Here is a 20,318-nt window from a genome sequence, read left to right as displayed (position 1 = left end):
GATTGGACCGAGCCGGGATCCCAGCGCATGACTCAATCGCGCCGCCTCAGGCAGACCATCGAGACCGAAATCGTGGACGGGCGCCTCGCCCTTGGCGCGCGCCTCGACGAGACCGAACTCGCCGAGCGCTTCGGGGTTTCACGCACGCCCATCCGCGAGGCCTTGCTGCAGCTGGCGATGACCGGCCTCGTGGAGATCAAGCCCCGGCGGGGCGCCATCGTCAGCGCGCCCGATCCGCAACACCTGATCGCGATGTTCGAGACGATGGCGGAGATCGAGGCGTCGTGCGGGCGCCTGGCGACGCGCCGCCTCGTGCCGGACGACGAGGCCGCCCTGAAGGCGGCGCTCTCCGCTTGCGCGATCTCGGCCGCGGCCGGCGATCCCGAGACGTACTATGCGGAGAACTACATCTTCCACACGGTGGTCTACCGGGCCTGCCGGAACAGCTTCCTAGAGGAGCAGGCGCGCCAGCTGCATCGCCGGCTCGCGCCCTTCCGGCGCCTTCAGCTACGCGCCCGCAACCGCCTCGGCCAGTCGCTGGTCGAGCACGAGGCCATCGTCGCCGCCATCGTGTCGGGCGACGAGGCGGGCGCCTCCGACCTGCTGCGCGCCCACGTCATTGTCCAGGGCGACCGCTTCTCCGACCTCGTGGCGGGCCTGCGTTCGATCAACGCCGCCGCCTGACAGTGGCGGGATCGCCCGCCCGCACCGCATGAAGATGCTGCGCCGTAACCCAGAGTTGTCTTTAGGGATCGTGTAAGTCAATCTTAAAAGGCGCACCATTAATCGGGAGGCCCACGTTCTCGTCTCGCGGTCACCGGCCTGCCCATGCGCTTCTCACTCAAGTCGACACTGATCGGCCTCTTCGGTCTGCTGGCGATCATCACCGCGGGACAGGGCCTGCTCTCCTTGTCGAAGATGGATACCATCGGCGACCGCATGACGGTCCTGTCCGACAACGCACTCCCCTCCGTCGATGCCGCGCACGCGATGAACGCCCTGGTGATGCGGATCCGCCTCTGGCAGTTCCGCTACGTCGTCGCCGACAGCGCCGAGGAGCGGGCCAACAGCGTCGCCCAAGCCGCGACGCTGGCCAAGGATCTTGAGGGCCGGCGCGTCGCCTACAAGGCCCTGGTGAGCTCGCCCGAGGAAGGCGCCCTCTACGCCGAGGTATCCGCCAAGCTCGCCCAGATGGGGGAGGACTGGAACCGGCTCCAGGCCATCGATCCGGCCCGGCGCGACGAGGTCCTAAGCCTGTTCCGGGGACCGATGAACGCCAACTACCTCGCCACCAGCGGCACCATGCGCAAGCTCGTGACCCTCAACGGCGAGGCCGGCGAGGCCGCCAAGGCGGCGGCGCGCGACGCGCACGCGAGCGCCGTGCGTACGACCCAGGTCATGCTCGGCCTCTCGGTGCTGATGGCGCTCGCCGCCATGGCCTACACGATCCGGGGCATCACCCGGCCCCTGAGCGCGATGACGGCCGCCATGCGGCGCGTGGCGGACGGGGATGCGGAGGCCGAGATCCCGAGCGTCGGGCGGCAGGACGAGATCGGCGCCATGGCCGACACCCTCGATACCTTCCGCGCCAACCTCCTGCGCAGCCGCGCCCTGGAGGAGGAGACCCGCCTCGCCCGCGCCGGCGCCGAGGCGCAGCGCGTGGCCGCCATGCGGGCGATGGCCGATGGTTTCGAGGGCGCCGTCGGCGGCATCCTCGGCCGGGTCACGGCCGCCTCGGCCCAGCTGCGCGCCACCGCGCAGAGCATGGCCGGCACCGCCTCCGAGACGGCAAGCCAATCCAGCACCGTCGCGGCGGCCGCGGATCAGGCCGCCGCCAATGTCGGCATGGTGGCGGCGGCGGCAGAGGAACTCGGCGCCTCGGTCCAGGAGATTGGACGCCAGGTCGACGGGTCGACCCAGCTCGCCCAGCGCGCGGTGGACGAGGCGGCACACACTGCCACTCAGGTGCAGGAGCTGAGTGCGGCCGCCGCGCGCATCGGCGACGTCGTGGCGATGATCGCGAGCATCGCGGGCCAGACCAACCTGCTGGCGCTGAACGCCACCATCGAGGCGGCGCGCGCCGGGGAGGCCGGCCGTGGCTTCGCGGTGGTGGCGGCCGAGGTCAAGGAACTCGCCAACCAGACGGCGCGGGCCACCGAGGAGATCAGCGCTCAGATCGGCCGCATCCAGGGCTCGACGGGTCAGGCCGTCACCGCGATCGAGAGCATCAGCGGCCGAATCCGCGAGATCAGCGCTGTGGCGACCTCGATCGCGGCCGCCGTCGAGGAGCAGGGCGCCGCCACTCAGGAGATCGTGCGCAACGTCAGCGAGGCGGCCACCGGCACCGGCGAGGTCACGGCCAATATCGCGGGCGTCGCGGGAGCGGCCGAGGCGACGGGGGCCGCCGCCTCCCAGGTCCTGTCGTCGGCCTCCGCGCTCTCGGCGGAATCCGAGCACCTTTCGCGGGAAATGGCGCGCTTCCTCGGAACCGTTCGGGCCGCCTGAGGCCGCCTCTCCAGTGCGTCGGCGGCGACGGGCAATCATCGCCGCCTTCCAGTCCTTCCGATCTTCGGGCCCGGCGCGCCGGCCCAAGGGCCTGCGCGCCGGGCCCGTGTGCTCCGACTCAGGCCGCCGGGACCGCCTCGCGGTCGGATGTCCCGAAATTCTCGGCGATCACGGGCGTGCGCGCGCGGATATGCACCCGCATGAGGCGGGCCAGCGCCTCGCCGTCGCGGGCGCGCAGCAGGGTGATCATCTGCTCGTGTTGGGACACGGATTGTTCCCACTGTTGCGCAGTCTGATGCACCGCGTAGCGCGAGCGCTGAATGCGCCCCGACAGGCTTTCGTAGATGCCCGCCAGGGTGGCGTTCCGGCTCGCCCGCATGATGGCCTCGTGGATCGCGCGGTTGAGGGCGAAGTACAGCGCCTCGTCACCGGCCTTCCAGGCCGCCACCATGGCATCGTGGTCACGGCAGATGCCGTCGATCTCGGCATCGGTGATGATGCGGCAGGCGAGGTCGGCGGCGGTCGCCTCCAGGCCGGCGATCACCTCGATCATCTCCTCGATCTCGGACTGCGACAGGCTGGCCACCCGCGCGCCCCGATTGGGCAGCAGTTCGAGCAGCCCCTCCGTGGCGAGGATCTTGATCGCCTCGCGCAGGGGGGTGCGCGAGATGCCGAAGCGCTCGGTCAACTCGCTCTCGTTGACCCGCGCGCGCGGCTCGAGCTCGCCGGATCGAATGAGATCCCGCATCCGGTCGACGACTTCATCGTGCAGGTAGCGTCGGTTGATGCCGAGGCCCGTCTCGATCTTGTTCATGGGTCCGCGACGTCTGGAAGCAAAAGGAACAATACTCTCTCTGGTAATCCGCAGACTGCGGCCTGTCGAGGGAGTCTGGAATTATACCGCGCCTTTCGCCGGTGGTCATCCACCCATGGTCATCGGATCTCTTCATGCCAGGTGCGTCCGTCGCGCTCGATCAGCGCGATGGCGGCGGTGGGTCCCCAACTGCCGGCCGCGTAGGGGCGCGGCGGCTCGGGACGGTCGGCCCAGGCCTTGAGGAGGGAATCGGCCCAGGCCCAGGCCACCTCGACCTCGTCGCGGCGCATGAACAGGGTGGCGTTGCCCCGCACCACATCCATGAGCAGGCGCTCGTAGGCGTCGGGATAGCGCTGCTTGAAGGTCTCCTCGAAGGAGATGTCGAGGTTGGTCGGCCGCAGGCGCATGCCGCCGGGACCCGGGTCCTTGGTCATGACCTCGAGCTTGATCCCCTCCTCCGGCTGGAGCCGGATGACGAGGCGGTTGGGCTCGCGCCCGAAGGATTCGGCCGGGAAGATCGAGAACGGCGAGGCACGGAACTGCACCACGATCTCGGAGAGCTTCTGGGGCAGGCGCTTGCCGGTGCGCAGGTAGAACGGCACTCCGGCCCAGCGCCAGGACTGCACCTCGAGCTTCAGGGCGACGAAGGTCTCGGTCCGGCTGTCGGCCTCGTTGCCGAGGTCGGCCCGGTAGCCTGCCACCGGCTGGCCCGCCACGGCGCCGGCCGCGTACTGGCCGCGCACCGTCACGCTCTGCACATCGTGCGGGGTGATGGGCTTGAGGGCCCGCAGGACCTTCAGCTTCTCGTCGCGCACCGAGTTCGCGTCCAGCGAGAGCGGGCTCTCCATCGCCATCAGGCAGAGAAGCTGCAGCATGTGGTTCTGCACCATGTCGCGCAGCGCACCCGAAGTGTCGTAGTAGCCCGCGCGACCCTCGACGCCGACCGTCTCGCCAACCGTGATCTGGACGTGGTCGATCACGTCCGCCGTCCAGAGCCGCTCGAATATGGTGTTGGCAAAGCGCAGGGCCAGCAGGTTCTGCACGGTCTCCTTGCCGAGGTAGTGGTCAATGCGGAAGATCTGCTCTTCCGGAAACACCTTGCCGACGGCGTCGTTGATCGCGCGGGCCGATTTCAGGTCCTTGCCGATGGGCTTCTCCAGCACGACGCGGGACTTCTCGCCGATCAGGCCGTGGTTCGACAGGTTCTGGCAGATCGAGCCGTAGAGGTCGGGCGAGGTCGCGAGGTAGTAAGGCCGCACCTGGTCCGGGCGCTCGGCGAGCTTGGCGGCGAGATCCTCCCAGCCGTCGTCGCCGGCCCCGTCGACCGCGACGTAGTCGAGATGGTCGAGGAAGGCGGCGAGCTTGTCCTCGGCGACGTCGCCGGCCGGCACGAAGCGCTTGATCGCGTCGCGGGCGCGCTCGCGGAACGCCTCGGCGCTCATCTCCGAGCGCGAGGCGCCGATGATCCGGCTCGTGCCCGGGATCTGCCCGTCCTTGAAGCGGTAGTAGAGGGCCGGCAGCAGCTTGCGCGTGGTCAGGTCGCCGGTCGCGCCGAACACGACGCAATCGAAGGAGGCGACGGGGATGATGGTGGCCAAGGGCGGCTCCCGGAGTCCTGAGGGTCGACGGCGTCGGCATCCGAGCCGACCGATCCATCACCGTCGGGATTATACCCCTGCAGGAACCTCGCCAAGGCGGGCCGGCCACGCTGCGCCGCTCGTGCGCCTGCCCCCTCGAGCGCTCATCCGAGGATCCCCGAGGACCTCGGTCCGTTGGGTGGGGTGTTCAGGGGCAAGGCCCCTGAAGGTGGCGCGGCGCCCATGCGGGGCTCCGCCCCCGGCCCGGCCGGAGGGATGAAGCCCCTTGGACGATCGATTGTCGCAGCCTTGCGAGGGACAGCATCACAGGTCGGGTATGACCCTGACCCTTTTGGGCAGAACGCCTCGCACATGCTGGTCTACCGTATCACGAATCAGATCATAGAAGGCCCTGTAGCCATCTTTGCGTGTCGGATAGACATGGGCGGAAGAATAGGCCCAAATATCTGAAAGCTCCTGATCACTCGAGTTTCTCTCGAGCAAATCGGTGAGAAACGCTTTGATCTCTTGCCCTTCTTCTTTGCTTTTATTTTGCATGATGTATCCGACGACATCTTCCCATGTGTCGCCATAAAGATGAACGTATGGATGAAATTGACCAGTAAATTCTTTCCAAGAAATGTTCATTATCATCTCCCGCATGTCGATGTATAGGCTCGATTTTCTCTCTCCTTCGTCATCTTCATTCATCGGAAAAGCCGTGATGATGCGAAATCCACTCTCCACCGAGCGATCATGGACTATTAAGAAGCCGACGCCATAGGTCGTCCTCATGCGGATGGGCGTATCCTTCGGGATGCTCACGGCCTCTCGACCGGTCGGATAGCCCAAGCGCGACTTGATCAAAGCGCCCTCCTTCGACCCTTCTGCGACTCGCTGAACGGCGTCTCTATTCTTTTCCAGAGCCGCCCTGATGAAGGTTCTCGCAGACTCGATCGGGTCGAAGGATCCGTCCCTCATCAGCGGTGTGGTCGGCGGCAGGAGACCGAACAGTTGCCGCCGGTAACTGTCCGCGACGCGTTCGATCATCTCCGCGTCGGTCCTCCCGACATGCCGATCGACGATGTGGCGGTTGAGGTAGGGATCCTTGGCAAGCTCCGCGCCGGAGATCCGGTCCCGTTCCCGGCCCGCGACAGGCTGGATCAAGGAACCGTCGCCGGTCCGATCCGCGGTGCCGTCGCCGGCCCATTGTCCGCCCTCCCGGGTGCCGGCCGGGACGCGCGGCTGGAACGGGTTGAACACCTTGAGCGCCAGGCGCACGCGGACGAGCTTCGCCTCGACAGCGAGCGCGGCCAACTGCCAGCGAAGCGCATTCGAGGTGGTCGCCGTCAGAATCTCATGCATGCCATCCCCTGGTGCGAAAACCACCCAAGGTTGTCCGCCCCGCCTAGAAATATCAATATATTCTTATCAACACTGCAGCCCATCGGCCAATTCCGCGGGATCGCTTCGGCCGCCCGGACGACCGTCTCGGCCGCGGGTCCGTGGCGGCCGAACGGTGTGCCCCGGGTCGGATCTCTTGCCCGCGCATCACGGATCCGGGATCGCCTTCCGGAGCCGGCAGAATCGCCTGCGGGACATCCCTCGCCTCAGCGCCCCGCAGCGAACGCCCGGAACGCCTCCGCATGATCCGGGTGCCAGCGCGACAGGGCGGGGCGGTTCTCGATGATGTCGCCGGCGGCCCAGGCGATGCGGCGCTCGTCCTGCGCCCGCGTGGTCTCGTTGTCCGGGCAGAGGATGTAGAAGTCGCCGGCCTCCAGCCGCTCCAGCATGAAGCGCACAGTCTCCTCCGGCGTCCAGGCTCCATCGGGCTTCTCGGTGATCCCACGGGCTTTGGCGAGGCCCGTATAGACGAAGCCCGGAATCAGCAGGTGGGCGCTGGTGCGGCAGCCTTCGCACCCGCGCAGGTCGTGGGCGAGCGCCTCCGTCACCGCCTTCACGCCCGCCTTCGAAACGTTGTAGGGCGTGTTGCCCGGCGGCGTGGTGATGCCCTGCTTCGAGCCCGTGACCACGATGGCGCCGGGCTGCCCGCCCGCGATCATCGCCGGCGCGAAGGCCTGGATGCCGTTGATGACGCCCCAGAGGTTCGTGTCGAGGATGCGCGCCCAGGTCTCGGCGTCCGAGAAAAGCCGGCCGCCGGCCTCGATCCCGGCATTCAACATCACCACGGCGGGCGGGCCTTCGGCACAGGCCGCATCGCGCAGGGCCGCGATGTCCTCGGGGCGCCGGACATCGGTGGCGAGCGCTCGGACGGGAGCGTCCCCGGCGACGGCCGCAACCTCCGCGCGGGCGGCATCCAGCGCCTCGCCGGGCAGATCGGCGAGCCAGACCGCCAGCCCCTCGGCGGCGAAGCGCTTGGCCGCCGCCAACCCGATTCCGCTCGCCGCGCCGGTGACGACGGCGGTTCGCCCCGCCTGAAGTGCCGGATGCATGGTCATGGACTCTCCTTCCGCGCTCTGCACGCGGGCCAGAGTTAGGGCGCCCTGTGGACCACGTCAGGCCGGGACAGGAGATTGGTAACCCTCCGCGAGCATGGTTGGGGAGACACCACACGCGAGAGATCCGTGATGTATTGGCGCCACAGTGCCGACCTTCTCAAGCCGCTCACGCCCCGCGCAGCCCTGCGTGCGGGCCTGTCCTCCATGACGCTTCTCCTTGCCCTCGGTGCTACCGCCATGGGCCAGCAGGTCTCCACTCGGGCGGTCGAGGCCCCGGTAAGGGCAGCGGAGACCCCGGCCAGGACGATGCAGGAGGCGCCCGCCAGGGCGACAGCAGAGAATCCGGCCAGGGCGCCCGACACTCCCGCACGGCCTAAGATCGAGGCCCTTGTGGCGGCGCCGGCAACGACGCCGGCCATTCAGGCAATCGTGCCGGGCTCGGGCGACGCGGCGCCGCCCGTGAAGAAGTCGCGGGAGCTGCCGCCGTTGGTGGTGGCGCGGGTCTCCGCCGATCCGGTCCCGACGCTCAGCCCCTCGACCTTCCTCGATACCCTGCGCATGGCCGACCGCTACCAGGCCATGGCGGATTCCGGCGGCTGGCCGGCACTGCCCGTCGACCTCGTGATCAAGCCCGGCGCCAGCCACCCGGCGATCCCGGCCCTGCGCAAGCACCTGATCCTGGTGGGCGACCTGGCGCCAGAGGCCATGGCGGGCGATCAACTCGACGCGACCCTCGTCGTCGCGATCAAATCCTTCCAGGCCCGGCACGGCCTGCCCGAGACCGGGCTGATCGGCCGGCAGACCGTGGCGGCCCTCAACGTGCCGGCGGCGACCCGCCAGCGCCAGCTCGCCGCCTCCGCCGCGCGCCAGATCGGCTCGAACTTCGCCTATGGCGAGCGCTACGTGGTGGTGAACATCCCCTCGGCCACCGTCGAGGCCGTGGACCACGGCGTGGTGGTGCGCCGCTACGTGGCGGTGGTCGGCAAACCCGACAAGGCGACCCCGCGCATCGAGGCGCGCATCACCGACGTGAACCTCAACCCGACCTGGACCCTGCCGGTCTCCATCATCAAGAAGGAGATCATTCCGAAGATGCGCAAGGACCCCGGCTACCTCGCCCGTGAGCGCATCCGCATCCTCGGCCCCGGCGGTGTGGAGGTCGACCCCACCGCCATCGACTGGTCGAGCGAGAAGGCGGCGAACTACACCCTTCGGCAGGATTCCGGCCTGGAGAACTCCCTGGGGCAGGTGCGCATCGACATGCCGAACAAGCAGGCTGTCTACATGCACGACACGCCGTCGAAGTCGCTGTTCGCCCGCGAGGTGCGGTTCCACTCGCATGGTTGCGTGCGCGTCGCGCAGGTGAAGGAACTGGCCGGCTGGCTTCTCGAAGGCACACCCGGTCCCAACGGTTCCGGCTCGACCTGGGGCCCGATCGAGATCGAGACCAGCATCGCCACCAACGAGCGTCTGGACATCAAGCTCCCGAAGCAGATCCCGGTGACCTTCGTGTATCTCACCGGCTACGCCACCCCGGACGGCCGCGCCCACTTCCGCGACGACATCTACGGCATCGACAGCCCGGCGGTGCCGATGCCGGAGGTCGCCACCACGGGGGCGATCACGCCCAGGAAAGCGATGGTGCCCGAGAAGGCGGGCGCCGTGGCGAAGACGGATACCGGCAAGGTGGAGAGCGCCAGACCGGACACCGCCAAGTCGTCCCCGCCCAAACCGCGGGCAGCCGCCGCCGGGATCGCGCCGATCAAGTCACAGGGCGATGCGCCCATCCCACCGGGCCTGATTCCGAACAGGGCAGCCCGCCCCACCATGAACTGACTCCGGCCGCCGGCCACGAAAAACCCCGCCCGTTGAGGGGCGGGGCGCTTGGCCGATGGGAAGCCGACCTTGGGTTCAGGCTCCGGAGGGCGCGGAGATCTCAGGAATCGAGGCCGCCATCCTCGTCGATGTCCACGAGGAACACGATGTCGGCATCGTCCTCCTCGTCGTCCTCTTCCGAGTCGTCGTCGGAGGCCTTGTCGTCGTTGGAAGCCTGGGCGTGGCGGGCATCCGGCTCGTAGGGCTCGTCCTCTTCCGAATCGTCCTCCGCGAGGGCGTCCTCGAAGATCTCGATCTCTTCCTCGGTGGCGGCGCGGATCTTGAGCGGAGAGGTGCCGTTCCACAGCACCTTGCCGTCGCTCTTCATGGTCTGGATGTCGTCCTTGAAGCCATCGCAGGTGAAGAGGTCGTTGGCGACCTCCTCGGAGCCGTTGATGACCGCGATGGCCACGCCATCGATCTCGAGAGTGAACATCGCGAATCCTTATCTCTGTGGCCCGGGGCCGCTGTCCGTGTAGGGGCGAACGCCCGATAGGCCAAGGGTGAACTCGAGTAGGGCAAGGGTGAACTCGAGGGTGGTACGGTCAGGCGCCCCCGCTCGCCCGCCCGATGGCACGCTTGACCACGCCCTGCACGTCGGGGTTCGACAGGAACAGGTCGTGGTTGATCAGGCCGCCGCCGTAATCGGAGGCGTCGGCCACCCGGACGCCGAGCGCCTCCAGGCGTTCGCGGTCGGCCGCGCCCGCCCGGACGACGCCGCCCGCGATGGCGCCGGAGAGTTCCAGCGCCCGGTCCTTGGTGGAGGAGATCACCGTGACCTTGGTCACGTCCGGCCCCATGCGTTCGATGGCGCTGGTGAACAGGTCTATGTCGATGTCGGGGGCGGCGAGCACCACAGCGCCGATGCGGGCCATGGCCGCCTCGCCGGCCTCGGCCCGCAGCATGCGCAGGGTCTCCAGGGTCAGGAGCGTTCCCATGGAATGCGCGACGATGTTGATGCGCCCGCCGGAGGGCGAGTTCGCCAGTGCCTTCAGGAGGTCCTCGAAACCGTCGCGCGACCAGAGCGCGCTCTCCCGATCGTAGCCGTAATCGAAGGTGGCCGCCGCCGAGGGCCAGGTGAACAGCGCCGAGGCGCCCCGGAAGCGGATGCCGTCCGAGAGCCGGGCCGCGCTGACGGCCGCCGACTGGAAGCTCTCACGGTAGCCGTGGACGTAGATCAGTACGTCGCGCCCCAAAGCCGCCTGCGCGAAGGCGCCGGCGGCCCCCGGCCCGGTCTCGACCTGCGGCACCGCCGTCACGGCCCAGTCGCCGGTGACCACCGAGGAGACCTTGCCGATCAGCGAGCGGTCGGGGGCCGAGAGCCGGACCTCGGCGAAGCTAAGCCCGCGTCCCCGCTCGGAACTGAAGAAGGGGCTCTTCGGCGGCGCGCCGACGGGCTTGCGTGTGGTCGCCACGAGCAGGACCGGGCTGACGTCGAGGGCCGATTGCCGCTCCGGAGCCCCGCCCACCACCGTATCGCTGACGAGCCCGTCCGCCACGCAGCCGGCGAGCCCCGGCGCGAGGGCGGCCACGCCCGAGAGGGCGGCGAACCGCAGCAGGGCACGACGGGTCGGGGCTTTCGGTCGGGTCGTTCGGTTGGAGCGGATCATGTCGGGCAAGGCGATCCTGACGATGGCGGGCCGGGAGCGGCCCCGGCGTGGTGCTACCCTGTCGACGAGGATCGTGACCATGGCGCGGCGGAAGCGTGACCGTGGCGATGTGGATTGCGGGCAGAGGGAGCCCTGTGGCGGCACGCCCACAGGCGCAGCAGGCCGCGTTTCGGCGCCGCGACGGATCAAGACCGCGCGACGACGGCCCTGCCTCTCGACGAATCCCGGCAGGACCGGCAAAGAAGGCAACCATGGCCCTGTCATCCGCACCCGCCCCTGCCCTCGACATCGATGCCCTGCGCGAGCGACTGCTCGCCGGGGACCGCGCCGCCCTGGCGCGGGCGATTACGTTGGCGGAATCAAAGCGGCCCGATCACCGGGCAGCGGCACGCGGCCTCATCGACGCGGTTCTGCCCCACACCGGCACGGCGATCCGCGTCGGCATCACCGGCGTGCCCGGCGTCGGCAAGTCGACCACCATCGATGCGCTCGGCGCCAACCTGACGGCGGCCGGACACCGGGTGGCGGTGCTGGCGGTCGACCCCTCCTCCACCCGCACCGGCGGCTCGATCCTGGGCGACAAGACCCGGATGGCGCGCCTTGCCCTCGACCCCAACGCCTTCATCCGCCCCTCCCCCTCCTCCGGCACCCTGGGGGGCGTCGCCGCCAAGACCCGCGAGACCATGCTGCTCTGCGAGGCGGCGGGGTTCGACGTCATCCTGGTCGAGACCGTCGGCGTCGGCCAGTCGGAGACGGCGGTGGCGGACCTGACCGACTTCTTCCTCGTGCTGATGCTGCCGGGGGCCGGCGACGAGCTTCAGGGCATCAAGAAGGGCATTCTCGAACTCGCCGACATGATCGCGGTCAACAAGGCCGATGACGGCGAGGGCGAGCGCCGGGCGAGCGCCGCAGCCTCGGAGTACCGTGCCGCCCTGCACATCCTCTCGGCGCCGAGTTCGACCTGGACGCCACCCGTGGTCACGATCTCGGGCCTGAACAACAAGGGTCTCGACGGCCTCTGGGAGCGAATCGTCGACCACCGCAACAAGCTCACCGCCACGGGCGAGATCGCCACGAAGCGCCGGGCCCAGGACGTGAAGTGGATGTGGGCCCTGGTGCACGAGCGCCTGCATCAGCGCCTCGTCGGCTCGGCCGACGTGCGCCGCCAGACGGCGGAAGCCGAGGCCGCGGTCGGGCGCGGCGAATCTTCGCCCGCAGCCGGGGCGGAGGCCATCGCCACCCTGATCGGCCTGTAAGAGCGGATGCCCGGCGGCCTGCTGATCACCGGGTTCGGCCCCTTTCCGGGCGTGCCGCGCAACCCGAGCGCGACCCTGGCCCGCCGCATCGGCGTCCTCGCACGCCCGAAGGTCGGAGGGGCCCCGGTGCGGGTGCTGATCCTGCGCACCACCTACGCGGCGATTCCCGCGATGCTGGAACCGGCCCTGGCCGAGGCGCCGTCCGCGATCCTGATGCTCGGTGTCGCCTCCCGCGCTAGACGGGTCCGGGTCGAGATCCAGGGCCGCAACCGCACGAGCCGGCTGTTTCCCGATGCCTCCGGCCGGATCGCGGCACGCTCGACCCTTGAGCCGGACGGCCCGGCCGCCCGGCGGTCACCGGCGGCACCCTTCGCCCTGGCGAGCCTGCGCAGAAGCGGCATCGCCGCGATCCCCTCGCGGGATGCCGGGCGCTACCTCTGCAACGCCACCTATTTCCGCGCCCTGCGCGAGGGCCCACCGACGCTGTTCGTGCACATCCCCCTCCCGCCCCGGACCCGGCGGCCGGCGAAGGCCTCCGCGCGACCGCAGCGCCAGACCTTCGCGGAAACCCTCGCCCGAGCCTGCGCGGAGGTGGCGCGCGGCCTCGTGGTGCGGAGCCGCGCCGGGGGCCGATAGGAGCGCGACGCGCTCGTTTGCCGGCACGGCAAGATTTTCACGCGTGGCCTTGGTCCCCTTCGCGCCGTCGGACGTTCTGTGAACGTCGGATGCGGGCCGACCTCGGACGGGCAGCCCGCATCACCCGCGTTCAGGAGAGAGACCATGGTCGATACGGATCGCATCGTCGGCGCCGCCAAGGAACTCGGCGGCAAGGTGCAGGGCGCCGCAGGCGACCTCACGGGTTCGTCGCGCAGCTCGGTCGAGGGCCGCTACCGCGAGGCGGAGGGCCGCGCCCAGGATATCTACGGCCAGGCCAAGGATACGCTCCGGGATGTCGCCGACAACGTCCAGGATTACGCCGGTGAAGCCTATGATCGCGGCGGCCATTACCTTCGCGATGGGGGCCGCGCCGTCGGCAGCCGCGTCGAGGAGAACCCGTTCATCGCTCTCGTGATCGCGGGCGCCGTGGGCTACGGCCTCGCGCTGCTGCTGCACGGCCGGCGCTGAACGAACGAGCGCGTCCGCCCGCCTGACATGCCGGACCGATCCTCCGCCCCGCGCGGGGTGGAGGACCGGTCCGATCAGGGACCGCGCCGGTTACTGCGCGGTCCAGCCGCCATCCATGGCCATGTTGGCTCCGGTGATCTGGCTCGCCGCGTCGGAGGCCAGGAACACTGCGAGCGCGGCCACCTGATCGATCGTCACGAACTCCTTGGTGGGCTGCGCCTTGAGCAGCACCTCGTTGATGACCTCGTCCTCCGTCATCCCGCGGGCCTTCATGGTGTCGGGGATCTGGCTCTCCACCAGGGGCGTCCAGACATAGCCCGGCGAGATGCAATTGACCGTGATGCCGTGGGTGGCGAGTTCGAGGGCCGCGGCCTTTGAGAGGCCGACGAGGCCGTGCTTGGCTGCGACGTAGGCCGACTTGAACGGCGAGGCGACCATCGAATGGGCCGACGCCGTATTGATGATTCGGCCCCAGCCACGCTGCTTCATGCCGGGAATCGCCGCCCGCATGGTGTGGAAGGCCGAGGACAGGTTGAGCGCCAGGATCAGGTCCCACTTCTCGACCGGGAAATCCTCGATCGGCGAGACGAACTGCATGCCCGCATTGTTCACCAGGATGTCGAGCGAGCCGAAGGTCTCTTCGGCAAGCTTGACGAAGCCCTCGATCTCGGCCGGCTTCGTCATGTCGGCATTCGAATGGATCGCCCTGACGCCGAAGGTGGACTCGATCCCGCTGCGCGCCGCCTCGATGTCCTCCGGCTTGCCAAAGCCGTTGAGGACGATGTTGGCGCCTTGGGCCGCGTAGGCCCGTGCCATGCCGAGGCCGATTCCGCTGGTCGAGCCGGTGACGGCGGCGGTCTTGTTCTTCAGGGTCATGGGCAAGCTCCGTTCAGGACGTCGGGTTCGTGCGTGCGCGCTGCGCTCGGCATAACCCGGAACGCGGTCCGGTCGCACGCCGGATAGAGGTCGTGCCGACCACAACACCCAGAATGGCGCCCCTGGCCAGGGCTTGCAGCCCATCCGGGCGACGCGGACCCGCACTCTGTCACGGGCCTCAATCCGGGGCGGGTGGTGGAACCGGGTCCGCACCGCTAAGCCGACGCACCCCTGCGGCCCGGATCGGAGACCGGAACCATGACCGGTACGATCCTGCTGGCGCTTCTGCCGATCGTCCTCCTCATCGGCCTCGGCGCGGCCCTGCGTCGATCGCGCTTCCTCGGCGAGGCGTTCTGGCCCCAGGCGGAAAGGCTCGGCTACTACATCCTGCTGCCGTCCCTCTTCGTCCACGGCCTCGTGACCGCGCCGTTGGAGGGCATTCCCATCGGGGCGCTCGTCACCGTGCTGGTGACCTCGACGCTCCTGGTCGCGGGCCTTCTCCTCGCGGGCCGGCGCTTCCTGAATCTCGAGGGCGCCGCGTTCACCTCGGTCTTCCAGGGCGGCGTCCGGTTCAACAACTACGTCGGCGTCTCCGTGGCGGCCGGGCTGTTCGGCGCCCAGGGCATCGCCCTGGCGGCGGTGGCCAACGCCGCCATCGTACCCACCGTGAACATCCTCTGCGTCCTCGTCTTCGCGCGCTTCGGCGCCCTCGGCCGGCCCTCGCTGGCCGGGCTGCTGCGCCTCCTTGCCTTCAATCCGCTGGTCGTGGCCTGCCTCGTCGGAATCGGCCTCAAGTCCGCGGGCCTCGGCCTGCCCGGAGGCATCGCGCCGGCGCTGCGCGCCCTGGGTCAGGCCTCACTCCCCCTCGGACTGCTCTGCGTCGGTGCGGCCCTCGATTTCGGCACGGCGCGAGCCTGGGTGCGGCCCGTGCTCGTGGCATCGGCGGCCAAGTTCATCGCGATGCCGCTGGCGACCCTGGCGGCCTGCCTCGTCCTCGGCCTCCACGGCCCCGCCGCCGCCACGGCCCTGCTGTTCCAGGCCCTGCCCACGGCCTCGTCCTCCTACATCATGGCCCGGCAACTCGGGGGCGACGCGCCCCTGATGGCGGGAATCACCGCCGTGCAGACCGTCCTGGCGGGCCTGACCATGCCCCTGGTCCTCATCGGCCTGCTCGACCTCGTCGGATGAGGGGGACGCGCCGGGACAATCGCGTCCCTCGGTTGACACCTGCCCGTCCATCCCCAACACCCTGCGCCCGCGCGGCCCCCGCTGCCGCGCCATAGGCCCGACACGATCTGCGTCAGAACGGTCGCGCGCCCGCCGGACCACCCGGTGCCGCGACCGAGCACGAAATGGACCCCTCGATGACGGTGATGCGCACCTACCTGGATTTCGAGAAGCCCGTCGCCGAACTCGAGGCCAAGGTCGAGGAGTTGCGGGCGCTGGGCGCACGCGACGGCGCCGTCTCGATCAGCGAGGAGGTCGGGCGCCTGGAGGCGAAGGCCGCCGCCGCGCTCTCCGACATCTACGCGGCCCTCACGCCCTGGCAGAAGACGCAGGTCGCGCGCCATCCGCAGCGGCCGCACTTCATCGACTATTGCGCGGGCCTGATCACCGAGTTCACCCCGATGGCGGGCGATCGTGCCTTCGCGGAGGACGAGGCGATCGTCGGCGGGCTCGGGCGCTTCAACGGACGTCCGGTCTGCGTCCTCGGCCAGGAGAAGGGCTCCACCACCGAGACGCGGCTGCGGCACAATTTCGGGATGGCCAAGCCCGAGGGCTACCGCAAGGCCGTCCGCCTAATGGAGCTCGCCGACCGCTTCCGGCTGCCGGTGCTGGCCTTCGTGGACACCGCCGGCGCCTTCCCGGGCATCGAGGCGGAAGAGCGAGGCCAGGCCGAGGCCATCGCACGCTCCACGGAAGCCTGTCTGGCGCTCGGGGTGCCCAACATCGCCCTCGTCATCGGCGAGGGGGGCTCGGGGGGCGCCATTGCGCTCGCTACGGCCAACCGGGTGCTGATGCTGGAGCACGCCATCTACGGCGTGATCTCGCCCGAGGGCGCGGCCTCGATCCTGTGGCGCGACCAGGGGCGCGCGGCCGACGCGGCCACCGCCATGAAGATCACCGCGCAGGATTTGCTCCGCCTCGGCATCATCGACACCATCGTTCCGGAGGCTACGGGCGGTGCGCATCGCGGTCGCGAAGCGGCCATCGCGGCCGCCGGGGCCGCCATTCAGTCAGCCCTGACGGAGTTCGACGGCTTGAGTTCAGACGAAATCCGCGACCGGCGGGCGACCAAGTTCCTCGAGATCGGCCGGAAGCTCTGATCCATCCTGCCTGCGGCAGCATGACGCGGTCGAGCGAAGGAACCAAGTTGGCATTCGTTAGGATGCGGTGTCTAGCCTGATCGCCGGCGCGGCGGGCCCTTCAGTCACCGGAAAGTCGTTGGTACTCAATCGCTTCCGTTGCCCTAAGATACCCGCCGGATGGCGATCACGGGCTTTGCGGCAAGAGCGCGTCCGCACCCCCGCGATGACCGCAATCCACATCAGGCACGCTGACCATCGAGCGTCGCCTTGCGGTAACAACCGGGTAAGTTTAACCAAGCTAAGGGGTTGGGGAGTGGCGTTCGGCGGGAAAATCCTGCCGACGTGTGACTGAGGACGGGGTTCCCCATGGCTATGCGCCCGCTCGTGGCCGCCGCTTTCGCTGTGCTCGCTCTCTCGCTCGGCGCATGCCAGGACGGATCGACCGGCGGCGTTCCCCTCCGTGCTCTCGCGCCCGTCCCCCAGAAGACCCTCGCGCTGATGGCGCACAAGGGCATGTCCCAGAACGATCCGATCCTGATCCGCGCCTACAAGCGGGAAGCGGAGATGGAGGTGTGGAAGCGCGGCACCAACGGCCAGTACGCGCTCCTGAAGACTTATCCGATCTGCCGCTGGTCGGGCCAGCTGGGTCCCAAGACCAAGCAGGGCGACCGGCAGGCGCCGGAAGGCTTCTACACCGTGACGCCGGGGCAAATGAACCCGAACTCGGCCTACTATCTCTCCTTCGACACCGGTTACCCCAACGCCTACGACCGGGCGAACGGACGCACCGGCAACTACATCATGGTGCATGGCACCTGCTCGTCATCGGGTTGCTTTGCCATGACGGACGAGTCGATGGGCGAGATCTACGCCCTGGCGCGCGATTCCTTCGCGGGCGGCCAGCGTGCGTTCCAGTTCCAGTCCTACCCGTTCCGGATGACACCGACGAACGTCGCAAAGTTCCGTAACGACCCGAACGCGCCCTTCTGGAAGAATCTGAAGGAGGGCTCCGACTACTTCGAGGCCCTTCGCGAGGAGCCGCGCGTGGGCGTATGCGGCTCGAAATACGTGTTCGGCGGCGCGGATGCCGCGGCGGGCTCGTGTACGCCGAAGGTCGAGCCGATGGTGGCGGAGAAGCGCGATCGCGACAACCGCGAGATCGCCGAGCTCATCGCCAAGGGGACGCCGGCCACCCGCCTCGTCTACGACGATGGCAGCCAGAATCCGGTATTCCGCGGCCAGCAGACGCCCGCCGATACCCTGACGTTCGCGAGCCTCGGCAAGCCAGAGCCCGAATTGCCCTACAATCCCAAGGACTACGCCCAGCACAAGCTCGGCGAGGTCAGCCGGCCCGAGAGCCTCGCCGCCGGCGAGCGCGAGATCGAGGTCGACGCCAAGGGCCGTCCGGTGATGATGGCGGCGGCACCGATTCCCACCAAGGCCGCCGCGGCCAACCTGGAACGGAGGGGTTCGTCGCCCGCCGCGAAGCCCGAGCCGATCGTCGCGGAGCCGGCCAATCTTTCGCCCGCCAAGCCCGCCCGGGTCATGGTGGCCGACGCCGATGGCGACCCGGCCGCCTACAAGAAGGTCCTGGGCAATCTGTTCAGTAACGGTACCCCCGCGACGCCGGCCGCCGACGCGGCGACCGTGCCGGTGGTGGCCGGGGCGCAACCGGCCAAGCTGGAGTTGAAGCCGGACGCGAAGGCGTCCCACGCCGCCGCCGCGAAAGCCGCACCGGTGAAGTCCGCCCATGTCGCCACGGATAAGGACAAAGTGGCGACCGACGACAAGCCGAAGCCGGCCAGTGACGTCAAGGCGGCCAGCAAGTCGACTCAGAAGTCGGCGGCGGCGACGGCCGGGCCGGCGTCTCCCAAGACCACCGGCTCGACGACCCCGAAGAACTGAAGCGACCGGCGCTTCATCCCCTTGCGTCACGACGCTTTCCTTGCCGAAGGGGCATCCGCTCCGGCGAATGGGATACCCTAGCGGGCCCCGAGCAGCATCGCCCCGAAGCCGACGAAGATGGCGCCGGTGACTCGGTCGAAGGCCCGCTTCAGGGCCGGACGGGTCAGGGCGCTCGCGAGGCGGCGACCGCCCAGGGCGTAGACCCCGTACCAGAACAGCTCCGCGCCCGCGAAGGTGACGACCAGAATCGCGAATTGCGGGCCCTGCGGCCGGGCGGGATCGACGAATTGCGGCAGGAAGGCGCTGGCGAACAACAGCAATTTGGGATTGCTCAGGCCGATCAGAAGCCCGTCGCGATAAAGGCGCGCTGAAGAGAATGGCGCCGGGCCGGTACCACCCGAGGCGGTGACGGGGGCATCGTCCCCGCGCCAGGCCCGGACCCCGAGGACGACGAGATAGGCGACGCCCGCGTAGCGCAGGATGTCGAACAGAACGGGCGAGGCCATGAGCACGGCGCTGAGGCCGGCGGCGGAGGCCAGGAGCACGAGGATGACGGCGCTGAGGCAGCCCGCCATGGCGGCAAGACTGCGCCGGAGTCCGACCCGTAGGCTGCGCGTCAGGATGTGGAGCATGTTCGGTCCCGGCGTCCCCGAGAGGACGAAGACGGCGCCGAGGAACAGCCACCAAGTCTGAAGGGTCATGCGGTCCGACGGATCACGGCAGGCCGGATCCCGGAATGGGCCGGCAACTCCTTCTCCTATACCCGCAGGAGCGGCAGGAACCGCACCGAATCGCGCCGGGCAGACCTGCACGCATGGCAAGAAAAAAGGGCCCCGTGAGGGACCCTTCTCGAACTCGATCAGGCTCAGCGGCCGATCACATGCGGCGCATCATGCGGCGGTGCATCATCCGACGCTCCATCCGGCGGCGCTCCATGCGACGATCCATCCGGCGGTCCATGCGACGCTCCATCATCCGGCGCTCCATGCGGGTCATCTGCACGGTGGACACGGTCTCGGGAGCAGTCACACCCATCGGCGCGCCGGGCGCGGCGGAGGCGGAGGTGGCGAGGCTGGCACCGCCGAGCGAGGCGAGCACGGCGAAGGCAAGGGTCAGTTTCCTCACGAGGGAGTCTCCCATTCTCTTTCTGTCCGAGCGCGGCACCCGGGCGGTTCCGCCGGCCAGGAGGCCGGGAACCCATGTCGCGCACCGGAGTGAGCGGCGGACCCCGTTCCGGTCCACCGCTGATAACCCGCGAGTCAGAGATTCGTTTCCTCGAAAGCGCGGACCCACTCAGCACAAATTCCTGAGCGCACGATGTCGTCGAGGGTAAATTCCACCACCGGGATCGGCATCATCCGGCTCTTCACCAGATGGATCACGGTGCGCAGGCCCGAGGTCTCGCGAAGATCCGTTTGGGACACGTCCCCGTTGATGATCACCTGGCAATCGTCTCCGATGCGGGTGAGGAACATCTTGATCTCGGCGGTGGTGGTGTTCTGCGCCTCGTCGAGGATCACGAGGCAGTTCTTGAAGGTGCGCCCGCGCATCACCTCGAAGGGCACCACCTCGATGTCGCCGGTCTTGACCGCGATCTCGAAGGCGGCCTCGCCCATGCGCTCCTTCATGGTCTCGGTCAGCGGTGCGACCCAGGGGGCGATCTTCTCTTCCAGGGTTCCGGGGAAGAAGCCCAACGAGCGGCCCGAGGGCACGTTGGGCCGGGTGATGATGACCTTGCCGATCCGGCGCTGGCGTAGCTGGTCGGCGGCGCGGGTGCCGGCGATGAAGGTCTTGCCGGTGCCGGCGGGGCCAAGGACGATAACCTGTTTGTGAAGGGCGAGCGCGTCTAGGTATTGCGCCTGGCGGTCGGTGAGCGGCTGGATCGGGCCCAAGTTACGTTCTTCATCGAAGCGTGTCTTGTGCGGCCGGACCGTACGGTCCTCAACGAGTTCAAGTCGTGTGCGGCGTCTCTTCATCGATCAACACTCCAACCGGACTTGCCAACCT

At 68.9% G+C, this 20,318-nt stretch carries 19 protein-coding genes; 9 read left to right on the top strand and 10 right to left on the bottom strand.

Annotation, left to right across the window (positions count from 1 at the left end):
- Positions 1-27 precede the first annotated feature (27 nt).
- Both MFF30_RS03480 and MFF30_RS03475 read left to right on the top strand, forming a co-directional pair.
- A complete protein-coding gene (locus MFF30_RS03480; RefSeq protein ID WP_238276593.1) occupies positions 28-684 on the top strand; it encodes a GntR family transcriptional regulator in 657 nt (218 codons plus the stop codon).
- A gap of 144 nt (positions 685-828) precedes the next feature.
- Entirely contained in the window at positions 829-2,505 is a 1,677-nt protein-coding gene (locus MFF30_RS03475; protein ID WP_238276591.1) for a methyl-accepting chemotaxis protein, read from the top strand.
- Between the two features lie 118 nt (positions 2,506-2,623).
- Here the strand turns inward: MFF30_RS03475 and MFF30_RS03470 are convergent, their stop codons facing one another.
- The 4 genes from MFF30_RS03470 to MFF30_RS03455 form a co-directional block, all read right to left on the bottom strand.
- Positions 2,624-3,319, bottom strand: coding sequence for a GntR family transcriptional regulator (locus MFF30_RS03470; RefSeq protein WP_238276589.1), 696 nt, complete (start codon positions 3,317-3,319; stop codon positions 2,624-2,626).
- Positions 3,320-3,438: 119 nt separating this feature from the next.
- Entirely contained in the window at positions 3,439-4,917 is a 1,479-nt protein-coding gene (gene zwf, locus MFF30_RS03465; protein WP_238276587.1) for a glucose-6-phosphate dehydrogenase, read from the bottom strand.
- A 303-nt stretch (positions 4,918-5,220) separates the two neighbouring features.
- The gene (locus tag MFF30_RS03460) at positions 5,221-6,261 is read right to left on the bottom strand and encodes an RNase A-like domain-containing protein (protein ID WP_238276585.1); all 1,041 of its coding nucleotides are present in this window, start codon (positions 6,259-6,261) and stop codon (positions 5,221-5,223) included.
- Positions 6,262-6,506: 245 nt separating this feature from the next.
- Entirely contained in the window at positions 6,507-7,355 is an 849-nt protein-coding gene (locus MFF30_RS03455; RefSeq protein ID WP_238276583.1) for an SDR family NAD(P)-dependent oxidoreductase, read from the bottom strand.
- Positions 7,356-7,484: 129 nt separating this feature from the next.
- Between MFF30_RS03455 and MFF30_RS03450 the strand changes: the two genes are divergently transcribed.
- Positions 7,485-9,191, top strand: coding sequence for a L,D-transpeptidase family protein (locus MFF30_RS03450; protein WP_238276581.1), 1,707 nt, complete (start codon positions 7,485-7,487; stop codon positions 9,189-9,191).
- 100 nt (positions 9,192-9,291) lie between these two features.
- On the opposite strand, the gene MFF30_RS03445 is transcribed toward MFF30_RS03450, so the two are convergent.
- Positions 9,292-9,666, bottom strand: a complete 375-nt coding sequence (locus tag MFF30_RS03445) for a hypothetical protein (protein WP_238276579.1) — start codon at positions 9,664-9,666, stop codon at positions 9,292-9,294.
- Between the two features lie 109 nt (positions 9,667-9,775).
- A complete protein-coding gene (locus MFF30_RS03440; RefSeq protein ID WP_238276577.1) occupies positions 9,776-10,840 on the bottom strand; it encodes an alpha/beta hydrolase in 1,065 nt (354 codons plus the stop codon).
- 251 nt (positions 10,841-11,091) lie between these two features.
- On the opposite strand from MFF30_RS03440, the gene meaB reads away from it, so the two are divergent.
- The 3 genes from meaB to MFF30_RS03425 all read left to right on the top strand — a co-directional run bounded on the left by meaB (position 11,092) and on the right by MFF30_RS03425 (position 13,221).
- Positions 11,092-12,096, top strand: a complete 1,005-nt coding sequence (gene meaB, locus MFF30_RS03435) for a methylmalonyl Co-A mutase-associated GTPase MeaB (RefSeq protein ID WP_238276576.1) — start codon at positions 11,092-11,094, stop codon at positions 12,094-12,096.
- A 6-nt stretch (positions 12,097-12,102) separates the two neighbouring features.
- Positions 12,103-12,732, top strand: a complete 630-nt coding sequence (locus MFF30_RS03430) for a pyroglutamyl-peptidase I (protein WP_238276574.1) — start codon at positions 12,103-12,105, stop codon at positions 12,730-12,732.
- Positions 12,733-12,876: 144 nt separating this feature from the next.
- Positions 12,877-13,221 carry a CsbD family protein gene (locus MFF30_RS03425; protein ID WP_238276571.1) on the top strand — a complete coding sequence of 115 codons (345 nt, stop codon included), beginning with the start codon at positions 12,877-12,879 and terminating at the stop codon, positions 13,219-13,221.
- 90 nt (positions 13,222-13,311) lie between these two features.
- Here the strand turns inward: MFF30_RS03425 and MFF30_RS03420 are convergent, their stop codons facing one another.
- Complete coding sequence (locus MFF30_RS03420; protein ID WP_238276569.1) at positions 13,312-14,097, bottom strand: 3-hydroxybutyrate dehydrogenase; 786 nt, start codon at positions 14,095-14,097, stop codon at positions 13,312-13,314.
- Between the two features lie 258 nt (positions 14,098-14,355).
- Between MFF30_RS03420 and MFF30_RS03415 the strand changes: the two genes are divergently transcribed.
- From MFF30_RS03415 to MFF30_RS03405, 3 genes are all read left to right on the top strand, one after another.
- The gene (locus MFF30_RS03415) at positions 14,356-15,285 is read left to right on the top strand and encodes an AEC family transporter (RefSeq protein WP_238276567.1); all 930 of its coding nucleotides are present in this window, start codon (positions 14,356-14,358) and stop codon (positions 15,283-15,285) included.
- Between the two features lie 185 nt (positions 15,286-15,470).
- Entirely contained in the window at positions 15,471-16,424 is a 954-nt protein-coding gene (locus MFF30_RS03410) for an acetyl-CoA carboxylase carboxyltransferase subunit alpha (RefSeq protein WP_238276742.1), read from the top strand.
- A 348-nt stretch (positions 16,425-16,772) separates the two neighbouring features.
- Positions 16,773-18,311 carry a L,D-transpeptidase family protein gene (locus MFF30_RS03405; RefSeq protein ID WP_238276565.1) on the top strand — a complete coding sequence of 513 codons (1,539 nt, stop codon included), beginning with the start codon at positions 16,773-16,775 and terminating at the stop codon, positions 18,309-18,311.
- 77 nt (positions 18,312-18,388) lie between these two features.
- On the opposite strand, the gene MFF30_RS03400 is transcribed toward MFF30_RS03405, so the two are convergent.
- The 3 genes from MFF30_RS03400 to MFF30_RS03390 form a co-directional block, all read right to left on the bottom strand.
- Positions 18,389-19,012 (bottom strand): LysE family translocator, encoded by a 624-nt coding sequence (locus MFF30_RS03400; protein ID WP_238276556.1) that lies wholly within the window; start codon positions 19,010-19,012, stop codon positions 18,389-18,391.
- Positions 19,013-19,187: 175 nt separating this feature from the next.
- A complete protein-coding gene (locus MFF30_RS03395) occupies positions 19,188-19,436 on the bottom strand; it encodes a hypothetical protein (protein WP_238276555.1) in 249 nt (82 codons plus the stop codon).
- A 134-nt stretch (positions 19,437-19,570) separates the two neighbouring features.
- Entirely contained in the window at positions 19,571-20,287 is a 717-nt protein-coding gene (locus MFF30_RS03390; protein WP_238276553.1) for a PhoH family protein, read from the bottom strand.
- Positions 20,288-20,318 lie beyond the last annotated feature (31 nt).

Origin of the sequence: Methylobacterium goesingense (genome assembly GCF_022179225.1) — a bacterium.
In the GTDB taxonomy this organism is placed as follows: domain Bacteria; phylum Pseudomonadota; class Alphaproteobacteria; order Rhizobiales; family Beijerinckiaceae; genus Methylobacterium; species Methylobacterium goesingense.
This window is presented reverse-complemented; position numbering and strand designations above follow the sequence as displayed.

Excerpts from the sequence above, each read along its gene's own strand:
- MFF30_RS03425 (WP_238276571.1), top strand. The coding sequence starts at position 12,877 with ATGGTCGATACGGATCGCATCGTCGGCGCCGCCAAGGAACTCGGCGGC.
- MFF30_RS03400 (WP_238276556.1), bottom strand. The coding sequence starts at position 19,012 with ATGACCCTTCAGACTTGGTGGCTGTTCCTCGGCGCCGTCTTCGTCCTC.
- MFF30_RS03460 (WP_238276585.1), bottom strand. The coding sequence starts at position 6,261 with ATGCATGAGATTCTGACGGCGACCACCTCGAATGCGCTTCGCTGGCAG.
- MFF30_RS03420 (WP_238276569.1), bottom strand. The coding sequence starts at position 14,097 with ATGACCCTGAAGAACAAGACCGCCGCCGTCACCGGCTCGACCAGCGGA.
- MFF30_RS03415 (WP_238276567.1), top strand. The coding sequence starts at position 14,356 with ATGACCGGTACGATCCTGCTGGCGCTTCTGCCGATCGTCCTCCTCATC.
- MFF30_RS03445 (WP_238276579.1), bottom strand. The coding sequence starts at position 9,666 with ATGTTCACTCTCGAGATCGATGGCGTGGCCATCGCGGTCATCAACGGC.
- MFF30_RS03430 (WP_238276574.1), top strand. The coding sequence starts at position 12,103 with ATGCCCGGCGGCCTGCTGATCACCGGGTTCGGCCCCTTTCCGGGCGTG.
- MFF30_RS03410 (WP_238276742.1), top strand. The coding sequence starts at position 15,471 with ATGCGCACCTACCTGGATTTCGAGAAGCCCGTCGCCGAACTCGAGGCC.
- MFF30_RS03440 (WP_238276577.1), bottom strand. The coding sequence starts at position 10,840 with ATGATCCGCTCCAACCGAACGACCCGACCGAAAGCCCCGACCCGTCGT.
- MFF30_RS03480 (WP_238276593.1), top strand. The coding sequence starts at position 28 with ATGACTCAATCGCGCCGCCTCAGGCAGACCATCGAGACCGAAATCGTG.
- MFF30_RS03455 (WP_238276583.1), bottom strand. The coding sequence starts at position 7,355 with ATGACCATGCATCCGGCACTTCAGGCGGGGCGAACCGCCGTCGTCACC.
- meaB (WP_238276576.1), top strand. The coding sequence starts at position 11,092 with ATGGCCCTGTCATCCGCACCCGCCCCTGCCCTCGACATCGATGCCCTG.
- MFF30_RS03475 (WP_238276591.1), top strand. The coding sequence starts at position 829 with ATGCGCTTCTCACTCAAGTCGACACTGATCGGCCTCTTCGGTCTGCTG.
- MFF30_RS03450 (WP_238276581.1), top strand. The coding sequence starts at position 7,485 with ATGTATTGGCGCCACAGTGCCGACCTTCTCAAGCCGCTCACGCCCCGC.
- MFF30_RS03470 (WP_238276589.1), bottom strand. The coding sequence starts at position 3,319 with ATGAACAAGATCGAGACGGGCCTCGGCATCAACCGACGCTACCTGCAC.
- MFF30_RS03405 (WP_238276565.1), top strand. The coding sequence starts at position 16,773 with ATGGCTATGCGCCCGCTCGTGGCCGCCGCTTTCGCTGTGCTCGCTCTC.
- MFF30_RS03390 (WP_238276553.1), bottom strand. The coding sequence starts at position 20,287 with ATGAAGAGACGCCGCACACGACTTGAACTCGTTGAGGACCGTACGGTC.